The sequence below is a fragment of the Serratia sp. G204Y genome, assembly GCF_051172435.1.
Classification (GTDB): domain Bacteria; phylum Pseudomonadota; class Gammaproteobacteria; order Enterobacterales; family Enterobacteriaceae; genus Serratia; species Serratia sarumanii.
Map to the genome: position 1 here is coordinate 185,492 of NZ_JBPIZA010000003.1, position 18,375 is coordinate 203,866.

The following is an 18,375-nucleotide window of genomic DNA, read 5'->3' on the forward strand; positions in this document are numbered from 1 at the left end:
ATGTCGTTGGCAAAAGCATCGATATGGACCGCTGGCTCCACGCTGATCAAAATCGGCGTGGGGCTGTTGGTGGTGAAACTGCTGGCGGTGGCGTTTGGCCCCAGCGGGGTGGGGCAGGCGGGTAACTTCCGCCAGTTGATTACCGTGCTGGGCGTGCTGTCCGGCGCGGGCATTTTTAACGGTATCACCAAATACGTGGCGGAGTACCACCAGGATCCGCAGCGTCTGCGTCTGGCGGTGGGCACCGCGTCGAGCATCGTGCTGGGCTTTTCGACCTTGCTGGCGCTGGTGTTTCTGTTCGCCGCCGAACCGATCAGCATCGGGCTGTTCGGGCATGCCGATTACGTCGATGTGGTGCGCGCCGTCGCTTTCATTCAGATGGGCATCGCCTACGCCAACCTGTTTATGGCGGTGCTGAAAGGCTATCGCGACGCGATGGGCAATGCGCTGGCGGTGATCGGCGGCAGCCTGCTCGGCGTGGTGGCTTATTACCTGTGCTTCAAGCTGGGCGGTTATGAAGGCGCGTTGGCGGGGCTGGCGCTGGTGCCGGCGTTGGTGGTGCTGCCGGCCGGGCTGATGCTGTGGCGGCGCAAAACGCTGCCGTTGCGCTACCTGGCGCCGCGCTGGGACAAACTCGTGGCCGGCAACCTCGGCAAGTTCACCGTCATGGCGCTGATCACTTCGGTGACGCTGCCGGTGGCCTATGTGATGATGCGTAACCTGTTGGCCGCGCATTACGGTTGGGATGAAGTGGGGATCTGGCAGGGCGTCAGCAGCATTTCCGATGCCTATCTGCAGTTCATCACCGCCTCGTTTACCGTCTATCTGCTGCCGACGCTGTCGCGGCTGACGGACAAGGGCGCCATCTCGCGGGAGATCGTGCGCTCGTTGAAATTCGTGCTGCCGGCGGTAGCGGCGGCGAGCTTTACGGTGTGGCTGCTGCGTGATTTCGCCATCTGGCTGCTGTTCTCGGATAAATTCGTCGCCATGCGCGATCTGTTTGCCTGGCAGCTGGTGGGCGACGTGCTGAAAGTCGGGGCTTATGTGTTCGGCTATCTGGTGATCGCCAAAGCGTCGCTGCGCTTCTATATCCTGACGGAAGTCAGCCAGTTTCTGCTGCTGACGCTGTTCTCGCACTGGCTGATCCCGCTGCACGGCGCGCTGGGGGCGGCTCAGGCCTATATGGCAACCTACATCGTGTATTTCGCGCTCTGTAGCTGCGTATTTCTTATCTATCGTAGACGAGTATGACCACACTGATTCACGTTCTGGGATCCGATATCCCGCATCATAACCAGACGGTGCTGCGCTTCTTCAACGACGTGCTGGCGCCGCGTTTGCCGGCTGAGCAGACGCGGCATTTTATGGTGGCGGCCAAGGATGTGGCGGCACTGGGTGATTTCCCCGCCCTGAACATTGAGCCCTACGCAGACAAGAAAAGCCTGGCGGCGGCGGTCATCGCGCGCGCTCAGGCCGATCGCGATGCGCGCTTCTTCCTGCACGGCCAGTTCAATCCGGGGCTGTGGCTGGCGCTGCTGAGCGGCAAGATCAAGGCGCGTCAGGTCAGTTGGCATATTTGGGGCGCCGATCTGTATGAAGACGCCACCAGCTGGAAATTCCGGCTGTTCTATCTGCTGCGCCGCATTGCGCAGGGGCGAGTAGGGAACGTGTTTGCTACCCGCGGCGACGTGATCCACTACCAGCAGCGCCATGCGCGGGTGCCGGCCTCGCTGCTGTACTTCCCGACCCGCATGGATCCGGCGCTGACCGACGTTCACGTCGAGAAAAACCTGGCCGGGCCGATGACGATTCTGGTGGGTAACTCCGGCGATCGCAGCAATCGGCATATCGAAGCGCTGCAGGCGATTCATCAGCAGTTCGGCGCCGACGTGCGCGTGATCCTGCCGATGGGTTATCCGGGCAATAACGATACCTACATCGAGCAGGTGCGCGCCGCCGGGTTGCCGCTGTTCGGCGAGAAAAACCTGCAGCTGCTCACGCAGCAGGTGGCGTTTGAGGATTATCTCAATATTCTGCGCGCTTGCGATCTCGGCTATTTCATTTTCAATCGCCAGCAGGGGATTGGCACCTTGTGCCTGCTGATTCAGTTCGGCGTGCCTTTCGTGCTCAGCCGGCAAAACCCGTTCTGGCAGGATTTGGCGGAACAGCATCTGCCGGTGCTGTTCTACGGCGATTCGCTGGACGAGGCGGTGGTGCGTGAAGCGCAGCGTCAGCTGGCGGCGGTGGATAAACAGGCGATCGCCTTCTTCAATCCGAACTATGTCGACGGTTGGCAGCGAGCCCTGGCGTTGGCGGCGGGAGAGCACTCATGACGTTGGCGCAATTCGGCGGCCTGTTCGTCGTCTATCTGGTCAGCCTGACGTTTATCCTGACGCTGACCTATCAGGAGTTTCGGCGCGTGCGCTTTAACTTCAACGTCTTCTTCTCGCTGCTGTATTTGCTGACGTTTTATTTCGGTTTTCCTTTGACCTGCCTGCTGGTGTTCCAGTTTGACGTCGAGGTAGTGCCGGTGGAGTTTCTGCTGTACGCCCTGCTGTCGGCGACGGCGTTTTACGCCATCTATTACGTTACCTACAAGACCCGGCTGCGCAAGCGCCGCACGCAGCCGCGCGCTGCGCTGTTTACCATGAACCGGGTGGAAACCCATATGACCTGGGTGCTGCTGGCGCTGGTGGCGATCGGTACCGTTGGGATCTTCTTCATGCAGAACGGCTTCCTGCTGTTCAAGCTCAATTCCTACAGCCAGATCTTCTCAAGCGACGTGTCCGGCGTGGCGCTCAAGCGGTTCTTTTACTTCTTCATTCCGGCGATGCTGGTGGTCTATTTCCTGCGGCAGGATCTGCGCGCCTGGTTCTTGTTCCTGGTGGCGACGGTGGCGTTCGGCATTCTGACCTACGTGATCGTCGGCGGCACCCGCGCCAACATCATCATCGCCTTCGCGCTGTTCCTGTTTATCGGCATCGTGCGCGGCTGGATCACGCTGTGGATGCTGGCGGCGGCGGGCATATTCGGCGTGGTCGGCATGTTCTGGCTGGCGTTGAAGCGCTACAGCCTGGACGTCAGCGGCGCGGAGGCGTTTTATACCTTCCTCTACCTGACCCGCGATACCTTCTCGCCGTGGGAAAACCTGGCGCTGCTGTTGCAAAATTACGACAAGATCGATTTCCAGGGCCTGGCGCCGATCTTGCGTGATTTCTACGTCTTTATCCCTACCTGGCTCTGGCCCGGCCGGCCGGACGTGGTGCTGAACTCGGCCAACTACTTCACCTGGGAAGTGCTGAACAACCACTCCGGGCTGGCGATTTCGCCGACGCTGATCGGTTCGCTGGTGGTGATGGGCGGCGCGCTGTTTATCCCGCTCGGCGCGATTCTGGTGGGCATGATCATCAAGTGGTTCGACTGGCTGTATGAGCTGGGCAAAACCGAGCCGAACCGCTATAAGGCGGCCATTCTGCAGGGGTTCTGCTTCGGCGCGGTGTTCAACATGATCGTGTTGGCGCGGGAAGGGGTGGATTCATTCGTGTCGCGCGTGGTGTTCTTCTGCATTATTTTCGGCGCCTGTCTGGTGCTGGCGAAGTTGCTGTATTGGCTGTTCGATACCGCCGGGCTGATCAAGGCCAGAGTGACGCGCACCCGCGCGCTGGCGTCGCCGCCTCGGGCCAACGGTCTTTTGTAAGGGTAATGAGAACGATGGAAGCAAAGATTTCGGTGCCGCAGTATGAGCTGCGCGGTTTCAGCCTGTGGGGCTTTCGCGATATGGCGCACTGCATGGACTTTTTGTTCGACGACGGCCGGGTAAAACAGGGCACGCTGGTGGCCATGAACGCGGAAAAGATCCTGAAGGCGGAAGAGGACCAGGCGCTGCATGCGTTGCTGGATGAGGCGGAGTACAAGTACGCCGACGGCATCAGCATGGTGCGCTCGATTCGCCGCAAATACCCGGCGGCGGACGTTTCGCGCGTTGCGGGCGCCGATCTGTGGGAAGCCTTGATGCAACGCGCCGGCCGTGAAGGCACGCCGGTCTTCCTGGTCGGCGGCAAGCCGGAGGTTTTGGCGGAAACCGAGCAAAAGCTGCGCAGCCAGTGGAATGTCAACCTGGTGGGCAGCCAGGACGGCTACTTCAAACCGGATCAGCGCGAGGCGCTGTTCGAGCGTATTCGTGCCAGCGGCGCCGCGATCGTGACGGTGGCGATGGGATCGCCGAAGCAGGAGATTCTGATGCGCGACTGCCGCAAGGTGCATCCGCAGGCGCTGTATATGGGCGTGGGCGGCACCTACGACGTCTTTACCGGCCATGTGAAGCGTGCGCCCAAGGTGTGGCAGAACCTCGGTCTGGAATGGCTCTACCGCCTGCTCAGCCAACCCAGCCGCATCGGCCGGCAGTTGAAGCTGTTGAAGTTTGTCGGCTACTACTACAGCGGCAAGATGTAACCCCTCATCCGGGGCGGAAAGTGCTGTTCCGCTCCGGTCTGCTGTACCAATAATCTGCTTTTGCGCGTTTCTCCCGCATATCTATAACCCTCGGCCCTAAACGTCGTCGCATTTATTCCATAAAGTTTTAAATTGCGGTTTGCTTATAGCGACGAAATGCGAAACGATACCGCCCGGAAATTATCCCTGGCCGCTGAAGCTTGATGCGACAGCGCTGAACGATGTCCTTCTCACGGTCACTTCGCTCCGACAACCCGTTGATGCCAATCCGATCGGCAGGGGATGATTTATTCTTTTAATAATGACAATAACGACCGGCAGCGGCCGGCAGGCAAACACGACCCGAGAAAAATTATTGAGGATTTATGGCACACAAAGAGAAACCGCAAGGGCTACACCGGGGCCTTGAGGCCCGGCATATCGAGCTTATCGCTCTGGGGGGCACCATCGGTGTCGGCCTGTTTATGGGCTCGGCCAGTACGCTGAAATGGGCGGGGCCGTCGGTGCTGCTGGCTTACATTATCGCCGGGCTGTTCGTGTTCTTCATTATGCGTTCGATGGGGGAAATGCTGTTCCTCGAGCCGGTCGCCGGGTCGTTTGCCGTTTACGCGCATAAGTACATGAATCCCTACTTCGGTTACCTGACCGCCTGGGGCTACTGGTTTATGTGGATTGCCGTCGGCATTTCTGAAATCACCGCCATCGGGGTGTATGTACAGTTCTGGTTCCCGGAAATACCGCAGTGGGTGCCGGCGCTGATCGCCGTGGCGATGGTCGCGTTGGCCAACCTGGCGGCGGTGCGCCTGTACGGTGAGCTGGAGTTCTGGTTCGCCATGATCAAGGTCACCACCATCATCGTGATGATTCTGGTGGGGCTGGGGGTGATCTTCTTCGGCTTCGGCAACGGCGGTGAACCTATCGGTTTCGCCAATTTGACGGCGCACGGCGGTTTCTTTGCCGGCGGCTGGAAAGGCTTCCTGTTTGCGCTGTGCATCGTGGTGGCGTCCTATCAGGGGGTTGAACTGGTGGGCATCACCGCCGGGGAAGCCAAGAACCCGCAGGTGACGCTGAAACGCGCGATCAACAATATCCTGTGGCGCATCCTGATCTTCTATGTCGGTGCGATCTTCGTCATTGTCACCATCTTCCCGTGGAACGGCATCGGCACCACCGGCAGCCCGTTCGTGCTGACCTTCGCCAAGATCGGCATCGTTGCCGCCGCCGGCATCATCAACTTCGTGGTGTTGACCGCCGCGCTCTCCGGTTGCAACAGCGGCATGTACAGCGGCGGCCGCATGCTGTACGCCCTGGCCAAGAACCGCCAACTGCCGGCGGCGCTCACCAAGCTTTCCGCCAGCGGCGTGCCGGTGAACTGCATCGCCGTCACCATCGGCTGCCTGTTGGTGGGCTCCGCGCTGAACTACATCATCCCGAATCCGGAGCAGGTGTTCGTTTATGTCTACAGCGCGAGCGTGCTGCCGGGCATGGTGCCGTGGTTCGTGGTGCTGATAAGCCAACTCTATTTCCGCCGCGCCCATAAGGAAGCGATCAAAAACCACAGCTTTAAGTCGATCATGTTCCCGTATGTGAACTATCTGACCATTGCTTTTCTGGTTTGCGTGCTGGTCGGCATGGGAATCAACCCGGATACGCGCATTTCCCTGCTGGTCGGGGCGATTTTCTTAGCCGGCGTCAGCCTGTGCTACTTCGCTTTCGGCATGCACAAGAAACATCATCCGGTTGAAAATCGGGTAGAAACGCGCCAATAAACGGCGAAAAGGGGCTACGGAGTGCGCTTTTGTGCGCGGGAGTGAGCAAAGCGTAATCAAACGCAACATTTCTGCGAAAAAGCACTAGACAGGATTGGCGTAAATCCGTAGTATCCCCTCCCGCAACGGCGCTACGCGCCCGTAGCTCAGCTGGATAGAGCGCTGCCCTCCGGAGGCAGAGGTCTCAGGTTCGAATCCTGTCGGGCGCGCCATTAAGTTTGTGCGCAGGAGCTGCGGTGGTATATTACCGCGTGAGTAAGAAGTAGTAATGGTGGCTATAGCTCAGTTGGTAGAGCCCTGGATTGTGATTCCAGTTGTCGTGGGTTCGAGTCCCATTAGCCACCCCACTTCCTGACGAAGTGACGATTTAGCAGTATTTTTTGACAGTGCGAAGGTGGCGGAATTGGTAGACGCGCTAGCTTCAGGTGTTAGTGTTCTTACGGACGTGAGGGTTCAAGTCCCTCTCTTCGCACCACGCAAAATATCTGATAAATATAAGATTTATATGGACAATGGTCTGATAAATCGGGTAGTATGAGCAACACAAATCGGCGAGTAGCGCAGCTTGGTAGCGCAACTGGTTTGGGACCAGTGGGTCGGAGGTTCGAATCCTCTCTCGCCGACCACTTTCAAAAAAACCGACGCAAGTCGGTTTTTTTACGCCTGCAGTTTATGAGGATGAGTACCTCCGCAGGAGGTTCGAACCTCGCGAAGCGAGACGAAGGTAGGCCCGTGCAGCAATGCGCGGGCTTTTTGCGTATCTAAGGATGGGCACTTTGTCTCTGTCGGCAAGCGTGTTGGTTTTCAGCGACAGCGCCATCCAGCGCTGTCGTCAGGCTGAGACAAATAATTGATTGATTTAAAAAGATAAAATGGGCTTTGGCTTAAGTCGTCGTTTTGAGGCGACATTCTTATTACGGCTGCTGGTATGGAATGCCAGAGAGTGGCATATAACAGGAAAGACAGGGTTAAATTAAAAATTAATATATTTCAATGCATTGAGACCCGTTTTTTATTGGGAATGGCCTCAGCCTTAAAGTTGGCACGCCAAGTGCAATATCAATAGCGTAGATGCTCATTCCACCTCTTATGTTCGCCTTAGGCCTCATAAACCCTGGGAATGACGCAGAGCCGATTTAGGGTGCCTATCGCCCACGAGAACGATGACTAACCCGTCATCACGCTCAGGGCAAAACGTTGAGTGAGGCACCGCCCCTGTTGTCCTAGACCTGATTGCTTCTTTATACACTTGCCCTACGGCAAGTGTTTTTTTTGCGCCTCAGGATGTTAACTGGCAAAAAAAAGCGCGGCATCAAGAGCCGCGCTGTTCTTCAATCGTGCAGGGCGCTATTCGCCGCCGTTCTGTTTCAGCGTCAACATCAGTCCTTCGCGCCGCATCTGCGCCGCTTCATCCGAACGATGCAGTTTTTCCAGCGTATCGGCCAACCAGGCGTAGTCGTAGGCATCCGGGCGCTGTTTCAGCGCTTCGCGGAAGACGTCGGCCGCCTGCTGCCATTCGCCGTGTTTCATCAGCAACTGCCCCAGCGTGCTGTTCAGCAGCGGCGTCGCGCCGTGCTGCTTCATCTGCTGGCGCAGCGCTTTCTCCAACTGCTCGGGGTTGCCGGACTTCAGCCGCGGCAGCAGCAGCACCAGGCGCTCGTCGTATTGGCGCTTCAGGCTGTCGAGCACGATCTCCTGCGCCAGTTCGTGGTCGTTGCATTCGATCAGGTGTTCCACCATCGCGATTTGCAGCGGCACTTCGTGACGCGTCTTGCGGCTCTGATCTTTCCACCAGCGCTTCAGGCCTTCGCTGCCTTCGTCCGCCATCGCCTGATTCATCAGCCCGATATAAGCCTGCTGCTGCAATGCCTGCAGTTGCTCTTCGCTGTGGAGTTCGATTTTACGCATCGACGGCAGCACTTCCAGCAGCGACGCATAGGCGCCGGTGCGCAGATAGGCTTGTTCCGCCAGGCGCAATACTTCCGGATGACGCGGCGCCTGGTTCAGCAGGCGATCGACGCCGTGGCGCGCGGCATGGTTCTCGCCCTGCGCCAGCTGGATGCGAACCCGGGTGATATCCACCGGCAGCTGATCGGTGTCGGCCGCTTCGGCAGCGCGCTCCAGATATTGGTTGGTGCGGAAATCATCGCCGCGTTGCTGTGCGGCCTCGGCGGCCAGCAGGTAGTTCACCACCGGCTGTTCGGCGTGATCGGCGTTGCGCGTCATCAGCTTCTCGACCTGCTTGTAGTCGCCTTCCGCCAGCTTGATCAGCGCGGCTTTGGTTTGCTGGCGCGCGCGAGTGCGCTTGCGGCCGATAAACCAACCGCGCGTGCGGGCGCCGGTGCGGAAGAGACGGCGCAGGATCCACTCGATCGCCAGCAGCACCACGAACAGCAGCACCAGCATGATCGCCAGGCCGGTGACGCTGGTTTCGATATTGTAGTTGTCGGTCTGGATCAGCACATAGCCTTGATGCCCGGCCAACATCGGCCCGAGCACCACGCTGGCGATCACCACCAGGAACAGAAATAGCACGCGTAACATGGCTTAACCCTCCTGGTGAGCGGCAGGGGACTGGGTCATCAGGTTGCGCACCCGGGTCTGCATCACTTTTTCCAGCAGCGGCTGGCTTTTCAGCTGATCCGGCACGTCCATCGAGATCGACTGTTGGCTCAGGCTGTCCAGCTCTTCCAGGAAGGCCTTGGTCGCCGGATCGGTGGTGTCGAAATAGGCGCGCACCCAGGTGGAGACGGTTTCCAGCGATTGCTTGTAGGTCTCGTTCTGGTGGCGCGGGATGGCCTGCGCGGCCACCAGCAGGCGCGAACGGATGTTTTCGCGCAGGTAGATGTCCTGGTTCGGCGCCAGCAGCGGTTCGGCGCTGGCGTCGCGGCGGCGGATGGTAATGAAGTCGGCCATGAAATTGCGCCAGCTCTTGGCCAGGTTCTGCCGCCACTCGGCGATCGAACCGGAGAGCTCGCTGCTGTTTTGATCCATCGGCGCTTCGTCGGTGTCGTTGTCCGCCAAGCGCAGGTTATCCACCTGATTGGACAGCTGATTGACCTTGAGGATGATGCCGTCGTAATCGACCTGGGTCAGCGTAGCAAGCGTGCCGATGTCTTCGGTAATGGCGCGGCGCACGTCGAGCAGGCTAGGATCGTTCATGTCAGCCAGGCTGGCGTCGGCGCTTTTCAGCAGCGCGGCGGCGCTGGTCACGTCCTGATCGCTCCACAGCTTGCGGCCGGCCATTTTCACCAGGAAATCGGCCTGCGCCAGCAGCCAGGTTTTGGCGTCGCTGCCGGAGATGGTCGCCACTTTTTCCTGCAGCTCGCTCAGTTGGCGCGCGAGGTTAGCCTGCTCGCGATCGGCGGCGTCCAGGGTTTTACCCTGCTGCTGCAACAGGCCTTCCAGCGCGTTTCTTTCCTGCTGCTGGCTCTGCTTCACGCCTTCAAGCTGCTGCTGCAGCGCCTGATTGGCGGCGATCAGCTGTTGCGCCTGCTGGTGCGTGTGGTAATAGCCGCCCGCGCCGAGGGCGATGACCAGCACGATAGCGATCGCGCCGAGCACCGGGCCGGTGTTCTTGCCTTTGCGGCTGGCAGCGGCTGGCTGCTGGGAGCTCTCAACCGCGGTGGTTGGCTCTTCAACCGGGGCGGATGGGGTATTTTGTTCCGTCATAGTGGCACATCCCATAGTCAGATTATTGTAGTGCGCGGATCAGCGCGTCATTATCGGCGTTGTCAGCTACCCGAATCGTACGCCAGCCCAAATCCCGGGCGAGGGTAGCCAGGCGTTCGCTCACTACTACCAGGCGGCAACGCAGCAGCCATGAAGAACGATAGTAATCAGGAACTAAAGTATAGAGCTGTTGTAACATTTCACCGCTGGTCACCACCAGCGTATCCACACCGGCGCGCTGCCAGTGGGCGCTCTGCTCGCTGCCGTCGTAGTGCACGGGGCTGCGTTGATAGCATTCATAATAGCTGACGTCGGCGCCGCGCTCGCTCAGCGTCGTGCCCAGCAACTCGCGGCCGCCGTTGCCGCGCAAAATCAGCGCGCGTTTGCCCGCCAGCTTTTGCAGCGCCGGCAGCAGCAGCAGCGTTTCGCTGATCTCGCGTTCGCGCGGGTATTCCACCGGCAAACTGCTGATGCGGTGCAGCGCCAGCCCGGTGGTGCGGCCGATGGCGTAATAATTCAGGTGCGCGGGCCAGCTCAGCCCGGCGCGGCCGATGACCGAATCGGCATAGTTCACCGAATGCTGCGACAGCACGAACACCAGATCGCCGGCGTTCAACTGCTGCAACGCCTGCGGCAGCTGCGGCAGATCGCCACCGGGGGCGAAGTCGATCAGCGGTGCATGATAGGCAACCCGGCCGAGTGCGCGCAGCCGGCTCACTAACTGTTCTCCCGAAGGCGATGGGCGGGTTACCAGGATCGTCATGCCGGCGGATTTCCCTGATAAACTTCGCGCAGGATCTCGCGCGCGCCGCGCGCCAGCAGCTCTTCCGCCAGCTCAACGCCCATCCGTTCGGCCTCGGCGGCCGGGCCGCGGCGCTCGCCGCGCACCATCTGGCTACCGTCCGGCGCGCCGACCAGGGCACGCAGCCACAGGCTGTCGCCATCCAGTTCGGCATAGCTGCCGATCGGCACCTGGCAGCCGCCTTCCAGACGGGTGTTCATCGCCCGTTCGGCGCGCACGCGTGTTTCGGTGGCCGCATGGTTCAGCGGCGCCAGCAGCGCGCGGGTGACGCTGTCGTCGAGACGGCATTCAATGCCGACCGCACCTTGGCCGACCGCCGGCAGGCACTCTTCGGCGCTCAGCGGGCTGCGGATGCGTTGCTCCAGCCCCAGGCGTTTCAGGCCGGCCACCGCCAGAATAATTGCGTCATAGTCGCCGTTGTCCAACTTGGCCAGGCGAGTGCCGACGTTGCCGCGCAGGTCGCGCACGATCAGATCCGGGCGGCGTTCACGCAGCTGGCACTGGCGGCGCAGGCTGGAAGTGCCGACCACGCTGCCCTGCGGCAGTTGATCGAGCGAGGCGAAACGGTTGGAAACAAAAGCGTCGCGCGGATCTTCGCGTTCGCAAATGGTGGTCAAACCCAGGCCGGCGGGGAAATCGACCGGCACGTCTTTCATCGAGTGCACGGCGATGTCGGCGCGGCCTTCCAGCAGCGCCAGCTCGAGTTCTTTAACAAACAGGCCTTTACCGCCGACTTTCGCCAGCGGCGTATCCAGAATAACGTCGCCGCGCGTCACCATCGGCACCAACTCGACCTGCAGGCCGGGATGGCAGGCCATCAGACGTTGCTGCACATAATGTGCTTGCCAGAGTGCAAGCGGGCTTTGTCGGGTGGCAATTCGAATAATTTTGTCTAACATGCTTGTTACCGTTTTTATATTTCGCCATCCATCCTACCACTGAGAGCCAATACTGTCAGTGCAAGAAGCCGGAGGCGGAAAAAGGACAACGGAATCAAAGGGACGTGTGATGTGCTTTGGGGCAGTTAACACTGCGGGTAAATCGTTTAGGGAAGCGCTACAATAATTGTGAAGCGTTACCTCCTTTACGGTCAATCAGCAAGGTGTTAAATTGATCACGTTTCCAGCAATAAGTCGCCAAATATTCTTCTTACACTAACGGCGCTTATGGAATACGGGTTTTTTTCTAAACACCGGGATAATCAGGCGAGACGTCTTGTACCTCTACATCGAGACATTGAAGCAGAGACTGGATGCGATCAATCAGCTACGCGTCGATCGCGCCCTGGCGGCTATGAAGCCCGCGTTTCAACGGGTATACAGTCTGCTGCCCACCTTACTGCACCACCACCACCCGCTGATGCCGGGTTACCTGAACGGTAACGTTCCCCACGGCATTTGCCTCTACACGCCTGATGAAACTCAACAAGATTACCTGAACGATTTAGAAGACAAATGGGGCAGCCCGTTTGACAAACCGGCCAGCGGCGAGCTGCCGATCACCGGCGTCTATTCGATGGGCAGCACCTCGTCTATCGGCCAAAGCTGCAGCTCGGATCTCGACATCTGGGTCTGCCACCAGTCCTGGCTGGACAACGAAGAACGCACCCGCCTGCAGCAAAAATGCAGCCTGCTTGAGAAGTGGGCCGCCTCGATGGGGGTGGAAGTCAGCTTCTTCCTGATCGACGAAAACCGCTTCCGCCATAATGAAAGCGGCAGCCTGGGCGGCGAAGACTGCGGCTCGACGCAGCATATCCTGTTGCTCGACGAATTCTACCGCACCGCGGTGCGCCTGGCCGGCAAGCGCATCCTGTGGAACATGGTGCCGGGCGAAGAAGAAGCGCACTACGATGAATACGTGCTGTCGCTGTACGCGCAGGGCGCGCTGACGCCGAACGAGTGGCTGGATCTTGGCGGCCTGAGTTCGCTGTCGGCGGAAGAGTACTTCGGCGCCAGCCTGTGGCAGCTGTACAAGAGCATCGATTCGCCTTACAAGGCGGTGCTGAAGACCCTGCTGCTGGAAGCCTATTCCTGGGAATACCCCAATACCCAACTGCTGGCGACGGACATCAAACATCGCCTGCATCAGGGCGAGATCGTCAGCTTCGGGCTCGACGCCTACTGCATGATGCTCGAGCGCGTCACCCGCTACCTGACCGACATCAACGACACCACCCGCCTCGATCTGGCCCGCCGCTGTTTCTACCTGAAAGTGTGTGAAAAGCTGTCGTTGGCCAAGGCCTGCGTCGGCTGGCGGCGCGAGATCCTCAGCCAGCTGGTCAGCGAATGGGGCTGGAGCGAAGAGCGTCTGGCGATGCTGGACAACCGCGCCAACTGGAAAATCGAACGGGTGCGCGAAGCGCATAACGAGCTGCTCGACGCGATGATGCAGAGCTACCGCAACCTGATCCGTTTCGCCCGCCGCAACAACCTCAGCGTCAGCGCCAGCCCGCAGGATATCGGCGTGCTGACCCGCAAACTGTACGCGGCGTTCGAAGCGCTGCCCGGCAAGGTGACGCTGGTGAACCCGCAGATTTCGCCGGACCTGTCGGAAAACGACTTAACCTTTATTCACGTGCCGGTTGGCCGCGCCAACCGCACCGGCTGGTACCTGTATAATCAGGCGCCGGCCATGGATTCTATTGTCAGCCATCAGCCGCTGGAATATAACCGCTACCTGAACAAGCTGGTGGCCTGGGCCTATTTCAACGGCCTGCTGACGCCGCAGACCCGCCTGCACATCAAGAGCGGCAACCTGTGCGACACCGCCAAGCTGCAGGAGCTGGTGGCCGACGTTTCCCATCACTTCCCGCTGCGCCTGCCGGCGCCGACGCCGAAAGCGCTGTACAGCCCGTGCGAAATTCGCCATCTGGCGATCATCGTCAACCTGGAAAACGATCCGACCGCCGCCTTCCGCAATCAGGTGGTGCATTTCGATTTCCGCAAGCTGGACGTGTTCAGCTTCGGCCAGCAGCAGCAGTGCCTGGTAGGCAGCATCGATCTGCTGTACCGCAACTCCTGGAACGAAGTGCGCACCCTGCATTTCAGCGGCGAGCAGTCGGTGCTGGAAGCGCTGAAAACCATTCTCGGCAAAATGCACCAGGACGCCGCGCCGCCGGAGTCGGTGGAAGTGTTCTGCTACAGCCAGCACCTGCGCGGCCTGATCCGCACCCGTATCCAGCAGCTGGTGTCGGAGTGCATCGAGCTACGCCTGTCCAGCACCCGCCTGGAGCCTGGCCGCTTCAAGGCGGTGCGCGTCGCCGGGCAGACCTGGGGGCTGTTCTTCGAGCGCCTGAGCGTATCGGTGCAAAAGCTGGAGAACGCGGTGGAGTTTTACGGCGCCATATCCAACAACAAGCTGCACGGCCTGTCTATCAAGGTGGAAACCGATCAGGTGCATTTGCCGCCGGTGGTGGACGGCTTCGCCAGCGAGGGGATCATCCAGTTCTTCTTCGAAGACACCTCAGACGACAAGGGCTTCAACATCTATATTCTGGACGAGTCGAATCGGGTGGAGGTGTATCACCACTGCGAGGGCAGTAAAGAGGAGCTGGTGCGCGACGTCAGCCGCTTCTATTCATCCTCGCACGATCGCTTCACCTACGGCTCCAGCTTCATCAACTTCAACCTGCCGCAGTTCTATCAGATCGTGCAGCTCGACGGGCGCACGCAGGTGATCCCGTTCCGCAGCAACGTGCTGTCCAGCCTGTGCGTGACGGTGGCCGACGGCGCCGCGCAGCCGCTGAAACAGCAGTTCCAGCTGCATTGACGCCGCAAGGGCTCGGTTGCCGAGCCCTGCTTAGCCTCAGGAAAAACGCAATTCCTCGCCGGCCTGCGCGCTGGCCGCTTCGCTGAGCAGCTGGTAAAACGGCTGCCCGCTGCGATCGCATAGCCAAACGCCGTCGCGGTAGTTGAAGTGGTAACCGCCGGCCTTGGTGGCGAGCCACACCTGGTGCAGCGGCTCCTGGCGGTTGATGACGATTTTGGTGCCGTTTTCGAAGCTCAGCGTCATTACGCCGCCATTGGTTTCGTAATCGATGTCCGCATCGCCGTCAAAATCGTCCAGTGTCTCTTCAATATTCAGCATCAGCTGGTCGGCCAACTGGTGAAACTCGCTGTCGTTCATATTCAATTCCTATTGCTTTTCATGATCCACCTGCGATTATAGAGACCTTGGACGCATGAATTACAGGCATTAATGCAAATGAAAAAACAACTACGCTATGCGCTGATGGCCGTTCTGGTTACCGGCCTCGCCGGCTGTGGTCTGAAAGGCCCGCTTTACTTCCCGCCTGCCGACCCCGCCAGCCAAAAACCGGCCAAGCCGCCGGTGCAAACGGGCGATCAGGTGCAAAAGAACCAGCAGGAGCAGTCTGGCTCTCAGCAAAAACCGTCGATGGTCGACCAGTAACACCCTGTTTGCGGTGGCGAGCGCCGCCGTAAAATCAAGACGGATAGCGCGTCCAGATAGCGGAGTATGATATGCAGTTCTCCAAAATGCACGGTCTGGGCAACGACTTTATGGTGGTCGATGCCGTTACACAGAATGTCTATTTTTCACCTGAGCTGATCCGCCGGCTGGCCGATCGGCACCTGGGCGTCGGCTTTGACCAGATGCTGGTGGTAGAACCGCCTTACGATCCCGAGCTGGATTTTCACTACCGAATTTTCAACGCCGACGGCAGCGAAGTGGCGCAGTGCGGCAACGGCGCGCGCTGCTTCGCGCGCTTTGTGCGGCTGAAAGGGCTGACCAACAAACGCGACATCCGCGTCAGCACCCAAACCGGGCGCATGGTGCTCAGCGTCACCGACGACGATCTGGTGTGCGTCAACATGGGCGAGCCTAATTTCGATCCGCAGGCGGTGCCGTTCCGCGCCGCCAAGGCGGAAAAGACCTACATCATGCGCGCGGCGGAACACACCGTGCTGTGCGGCGTGGTGTCGATGGGCAACCCGCATTGTGTTTTGCAGGTGGACGATGTAAAAACCGCCAAGGTGGAGCTGCTCGGGCCGGTGCTGGAAGGGCATGAGCGCTTCCCGGAACGGGCCAACATCGGTTTTATGCAGGTGGTCAGCCGCGATCATATCAAGCTGCGCGTTTACGAGCGCGGCGCCGGCGAAACGCAGGCCTGCGGCAGCGGCGCCTGTGCGGCGGTGGCGGTGGGGATCCAACAGGAATTGCTGTCAGAAGAGGTGCATGTAGAACTGCCGGGCGGCAGCCTGCATATTCGCTGGAAAGGGCCGGGCAACCCGCTGTTTATGACCGGCCCGGCAACCCATGTCTATGACGGATTTATTCATCTATGAAAAGCGTAGAAGAACAGAGCGTCGCCGGCCTGGCGCTGGATGACGACACCGTGATGCAGTACCTGCTGCAGAACCCGGATTTCTTTATTCGCAACGCGCGCCAGGTTGAGCAGATGCGCGTGCCGCACCCGGTGCGCGGCACCGTTTCGCTGGTGGAATGGCATCTGGCCCGCCAGCGCAATCACATCGAGCGGCTGGAAGAAGAGATCACGCTGCTGATGGAGCAGGCCAGCGCCAACGAAGGGCTGTTCGCCCGGTTGTTGCACCTGCAGGCCGATCTGGCCACCGCCGACAGCCTGCAGGACATGCTCAACCGGCTGCAGCGCTGGGCGCGCGGTTTTGGTTTGGCCGGCGCCACGGTGCGCCTGTTCGCCGAGCGCTGGAAGATCGGCGCGCCTTCCGATTTCACCCATCTGGCGCTGACGCGTTCGGCGTTCGAGCCGTTTCGCATTCAGCGGCTGGGCAGCGAACAACATTACCTCGGCGGCCTGAACGGCCCCGAACTGCTGCTGCTGTTGCCGCAGGCCAAACAGATTGGCCAGATTGGCTCGGTGGCGCTGTCGATGCTGGGCGACGACGGCGAACTGGGCATGGTGATCTTCAGCAGCCGCGATACGCAACACTATCAGCAGGGCATGGGCACGGTGATGCTCAATCAACTGGCGCGCATGCTGCCGGCGCTGCTGGAACGCTGGGTCGAACGCGCATGACGCCGATTGCGCCCAGCCTGCAGCAGCCGGTGGACGCTTTTCTGCGTTATCTCAAGGTAGAACGGCAACTCAGCCCGCTGACGCAGCTTAGCTATTCGCGCCAGCTGGCGGCGCTGATGCGCCTGGCGCAGGAGATCGGCGTCACCGACTGGGCGGCGCTGGACGCCGCCCGGGTGCGCATGCTGGCGGCGCGCAGCAAACGCGCCGGCCTGCAGTCCGCCAGCCTGGCGCTGCGGCTTTCTTCATTGCGCAGTTTCCTCGACTGGCTGGTCAGCCAGGGCGTATTGCACGCCAACCCCGCCAAAGGCATCCGCACGCCGCGCAGCGGCCGCCATCTGCCGAAAAACATCGACGTCGATGAAATGAACCAGCTGCTGGAGATCGATCTCAACGATCCGCTGGCGGTGCGCGATCGCGCCATGCTGGAGGTGATGTACGGCGCCGGTCTGCGCCTCTCCGAACTGGTGGGGCTGGATTGCCGCCATGTCGATATGGCGGCCGGCGAGGTGTGGGTGATGGGGAAAGGCAGTAAAGAGCGCAAATTGCCGATCGGGCGCACCGCCGTCACCTGGCTGGAACACTGGCTGGCGATGCGCGATCTGTTCGGACCGGACGATGACGCGATGTTCCTGTCCAATCAGGGGCGGCGCATCTCGACGCGCAACGTGCAAAAGCGCTTCGCCGAATGGGGCGTGAAACAGGGCGTCAACAGCCATATTCACCCGCACAAGCTGCGCCATTCCTTCGCCACTCACATGCTGGAGTCCAGCGGCGATCTGCGCGCGGTGCAGGAGCTGCTCGGCCACGCCAACCTGACCACCACGCAAATTTATACCCACCTCGACTTTCAACATCTGGCGAACGTGTACGATGCCGCGCATCCGCGCGCCAAACGGGGGAAATCCTGATGCATTTTTATCGCCCGCTGCGCCCGCTGGCGGCGCTGACTTTCGATCTGGACGACACGCTGTATGACAATCGCCCGGTGATCCGGCAAACCGAACAACAGTCGGTGGCCTTCCTGCAGAGCTACCACCCCGGTCTGAACAGCTTCCAGTCGGCGGATTTCCACCGCCTGCGCCAGGAGCTGCGCGAGCAGGATCCGGAGATCTACCACGACGTCACCCAGTGGCGCTGGCGCGCCATTCATCTGGCGCTGAGCCGGCAGGGGCTGCGCGATGCCGACGCGGCGATCGGGGCCGATGCGGCCATGCAAAACTTCGCGCTGTGGCGCAGCCGCATCGAGGTGCCGCAAGCGACCCACGCCACGCTGAAGGCGCTGGCCGCGCGCTACCCGCTGGTGGCGATCACCAACGGCAACGCCGATCCGGCGCAGTGCGGCCTGGACGGTTATTTCCAGTTCGTGTTGCGCTCCGGGCCGGACGGGCGCGCCAAGCCGTATCAGGACATGTATCACCTGGCCGTCGAGCGGCTGGGCGTGGCGCCCGAGCAGATCCTGCACGTGGGCGACGATCTGACCACCGACGTCGCCGGCGCGCTGCGCGCGGGGCTGCAGGCCTGTTGGATCAACGATCGGCAACGCTGCCTGATGCAGGCCGCCGACAGCCGCCTGCTGCCGCATATTGAGATTTCGCAGTTGGCATCGCTGACAGCATTGTTATAATCCCTGCCAGAACTCTGTATAAATTTCCAGTGAAAAACCC

The 18,375-nt window shown here is 60.2% G+C and carries 16 protein-coding genes and 4 tRNA genes; 15 read left to right on the forward strand and 5 right to left on the reverse strand.

All coding sequences use genetic code 11. The annotated features are described in order from the left end of the window. The 9 genes from wzxE (at nucleotide 1) to ACSBQQ_RS17915 (ending at nucleotide 6,847) form a co-directional block, all read left to right on the forward strand. A complete protein-coding gene (gene wzxE, locus ACSBQQ_RS17875; protein ID WP_033649867.1) occupies nucleotides 1-1,251 on the forward strand; it encodes a lipid III flippase WzxE in 1,251 nt (416 codons plus the stop codon). Beyond that, on the forward strand, nucleotides 1,248-2,333 hold the full coding sequence (locus ACSBQQ_RS17880; protein ID WP_060429080.1) for a TDP-N-acetylfucosamine:lipid II N-acetylfucosaminyltransferase: 1,086 nt from the start codon (nucleotides 1,248-1,250) through the stop codon (nucleotides 2,331-2,333). Before wzxE ends, ACSBQQ_RS17880 begins: the two co-directional genes overlap by 4 nt. After that, nucleotides 2,330-3,697: an ECA oligosaccharide polymerase gene (gene wzyE, locus ACSBQQ_RS17885; protein ID WP_033649865.1), complete on the forward strand. Its 1,368-nt coding sequence runs from the start codon at nucleotides 2,330-2,332 to the stop codon at nucleotides 3,695-3,697. The genes ACSBQQ_RS17880 and wzyE overlap by 4 nt, the downstream gene beginning before the upstream one ends. Nucleotides 3,698-3,711: 14 nt before the next feature. Continuing rightward, on the forward strand, nucleotides 3,712-4,452 hold the full coding sequence (gene wecG / locus ACSBQQ_RS17890) for a lipopolysaccharide N-acetylmannosaminouronosyltransferase (RefSeq protein WP_060429082.1): 741 nt from the start codon (nucleotides 3,712-3,714) through the stop codon (nucleotides 4,450-4,452). Nucleotides 4,453-4,817: 365 nt separating this feature from the next. Beyond that, the gene (gene thrP, locus ACSBQQ_RS17895) at nucleotides 4,818-6,221 is read left to right on the forward strand and encodes a bifunctional threonine/serine APC transporter ThrP (protein WP_033649864.1); all 1,404 of its coding nucleotides are present in this window, start codon (nucleotides 4,818-4,820) and stop codon (nucleotides 6,219-6,221) included. 135 nt (nucleotides 6,222-6,356) lie between these two features. Beyond that, nucleotides 6,357-6,433, forward strand: a tRNA-Arg gene (locus ACSBQQ_RS17900). Between the two features lie 59 nt (nucleotides 6,434-6,492). Further along, nucleotides 6,493-6,568, forward strand: a tRNA-His gene (locus ACSBQQ_RS17905). A 41-nt stretch (nucleotides 6,569-6,609) separates the two neighbouring features. Further along, a tRNA-Leu gene (locus ACSBQQ_RS17910) sits at nucleotides 6,610-6,696 on the forward strand. A gap of 74 nt (nucleotides 6,697-6,770) precedes the next feature. Then, nucleotides 6,771-6,847, forward strand: a tRNA-Pro gene (locus tag ACSBQQ_RS17915). 721 nt (nucleotides 6,848-7,568) lie between these two features. On the opposite strand, the gene hemY is transcribed toward ACSBQQ_RS17915, so the two are convergent. The 4 genes from hemY to hemC are packed head-to-tail and all read right to left on the reverse strand — an operon-like array spanning nucleotide 7,569 to nucleotide 11,594. Continuing rightward, nucleotides 7,569-8,765, reverse strand: coding sequence for a protoheme IX biogenesis protein HemY (gene hemY / locus ACSBQQ_RS17920; protein ID WP_033649634.1), 1,197 nt, complete (start codon nucleotides 8,763-8,765; stop codon nucleotides 7,569-7,571). Nucleotides 8,766-8,768: 3 nt separating this feature from the next. Continuing rightward, nucleotides 8,769-9,893, reverse strand: a complete 1,125-nt coding sequence (gene hemX / locus ACSBQQ_RS17925; RefSeq protein ID WP_033636648.1) for a uroporphyrinogen-III C-methyltransferase — start codon at nucleotides 9,891-9,893, stop codon at nucleotides 8,769-8,771. Between the two features lie 22 nt (nucleotides 9,894-9,915). Next, complete coding sequence (gene hemD, locus ACSBQQ_RS17930; RefSeq protein ID WP_060388291.1) at nucleotides 9,916-10,656, reverse strand: uroporphyrinogen-III synthase; 741 nt, start codon at nucleotides 10,654-10,656, stop codon at nucleotides 9,916-9,918. Next, nucleotides 10,653-11,594 (reverse strand): hydroxymethylbilane synthase, encoded by a 942-nt coding sequence (hemC, locus tag ACSBQQ_RS17935; protein ID WP_004934233.1) that lies wholly within the window; start codon nucleotides 11,592-11,594, stop codon nucleotides 10,653-10,655. The genes hemD and hemC overlap by 4 nt, the downstream gene beginning before the upstream one ends. 316 nt (nucleotides 11,595-11,910) lie before the next feature. On the opposite strand from hemC, the gene ACSBQQ_RS17940 reads away from it, so the two are divergent. Then, nucleotides 11,911-14,463: a class I adenylate cyclase gene (locus ACSBQQ_RS17940; RefSeq protein ID WP_019452546.1), complete on the forward strand. Its 2,553-nt coding sequence runs from the start codon at nucleotides 11,911-11,913 to the stop codon at nucleotides 14,461-14,463. Between the two features lie 36 nt (nucleotides 14,464-14,499). Here ACSBQQ_RS17940 and cyaY read toward each other — a convergent pair whose 3' ends face one another. Continuing rightward, complete coding sequence (gene cyaY / locus ACSBQQ_RS17945; protein ID WP_015376263.1) at nucleotides 14,500-14,820, reverse strand: iron donor protein CyaY; 321 nt, start codon at nucleotides 14,818-14,820, stop codon at nucleotides 14,500-14,502. Between the two features lie 78 nt (nucleotides 14,821-14,898). Between cyaY and lptM the strand changes: the two genes are divergently transcribed. From lptM to yigB, 5 genes are all read left to right on the forward strand, one after another. Next, a complete protein-coding gene (gene lptM, locus ACSBQQ_RS17950; protein ID WP_004934241.1) occupies nucleotides 14,899-15,105 on the forward strand; it encodes an LPS translocon maturation chaperone LptM in 207 nt (68 codons plus the stop codon). A gap of 71 nt (nucleotides 15,106-15,176) precedes the next feature. Then, on the forward strand, nucleotides 15,177-16,001 hold the full coding sequence (dapF, locus tag ACSBQQ_RS17955) for a diaminopimelate epimerase (RefSeq protein ID WP_004934244.1): 825 nt from the start codon (nucleotides 15,177-15,179) through the stop codon (nucleotides 15,999-16,001). Further along, nucleotides 15,998-16,711, forward strand: coding sequence for a DUF484 domain-containing protein (locus ACSBQQ_RS17960; protein WP_033636652.1), 714 nt, complete (start codon nucleotides 15,998-16,000; stop codon nucleotides 16,709-16,711). Before dapF ends, ACSBQQ_RS17960 begins: the two co-directional genes overlap by 4 nt. Then, nucleotides 16,708-17,619, forward strand: coding sequence for a tyrosine recombinase XerC (gene xerC / locus ACSBQQ_RS17965; RefSeq protein ID WP_060429084.1), 912 nt, complete (start codon nucleotides 16,708-16,710; stop codon nucleotides 17,617-17,619). Before ACSBQQ_RS17960 ends, xerC begins: the two co-directional genes overlap by 4 nt. Further along, nucleotides 17,619-18,335: a 5-amino-6-(5-phospho-D-ribitylamino)uracil phosphatase YigB gene (gene yigB / locus ACSBQQ_RS17970; protein WP_033649639.1), complete on the forward strand. Its 717-nt coding sequence runs from the start codon at nucleotides 17,619-17,621 to the stop codon at nucleotides 18,333-18,335. Before xerC ends, yigB begins: the two co-directional genes overlap by 1 nt. Nucleotides 18,336-18,375 lie beyond the last annotated feature (40 nt).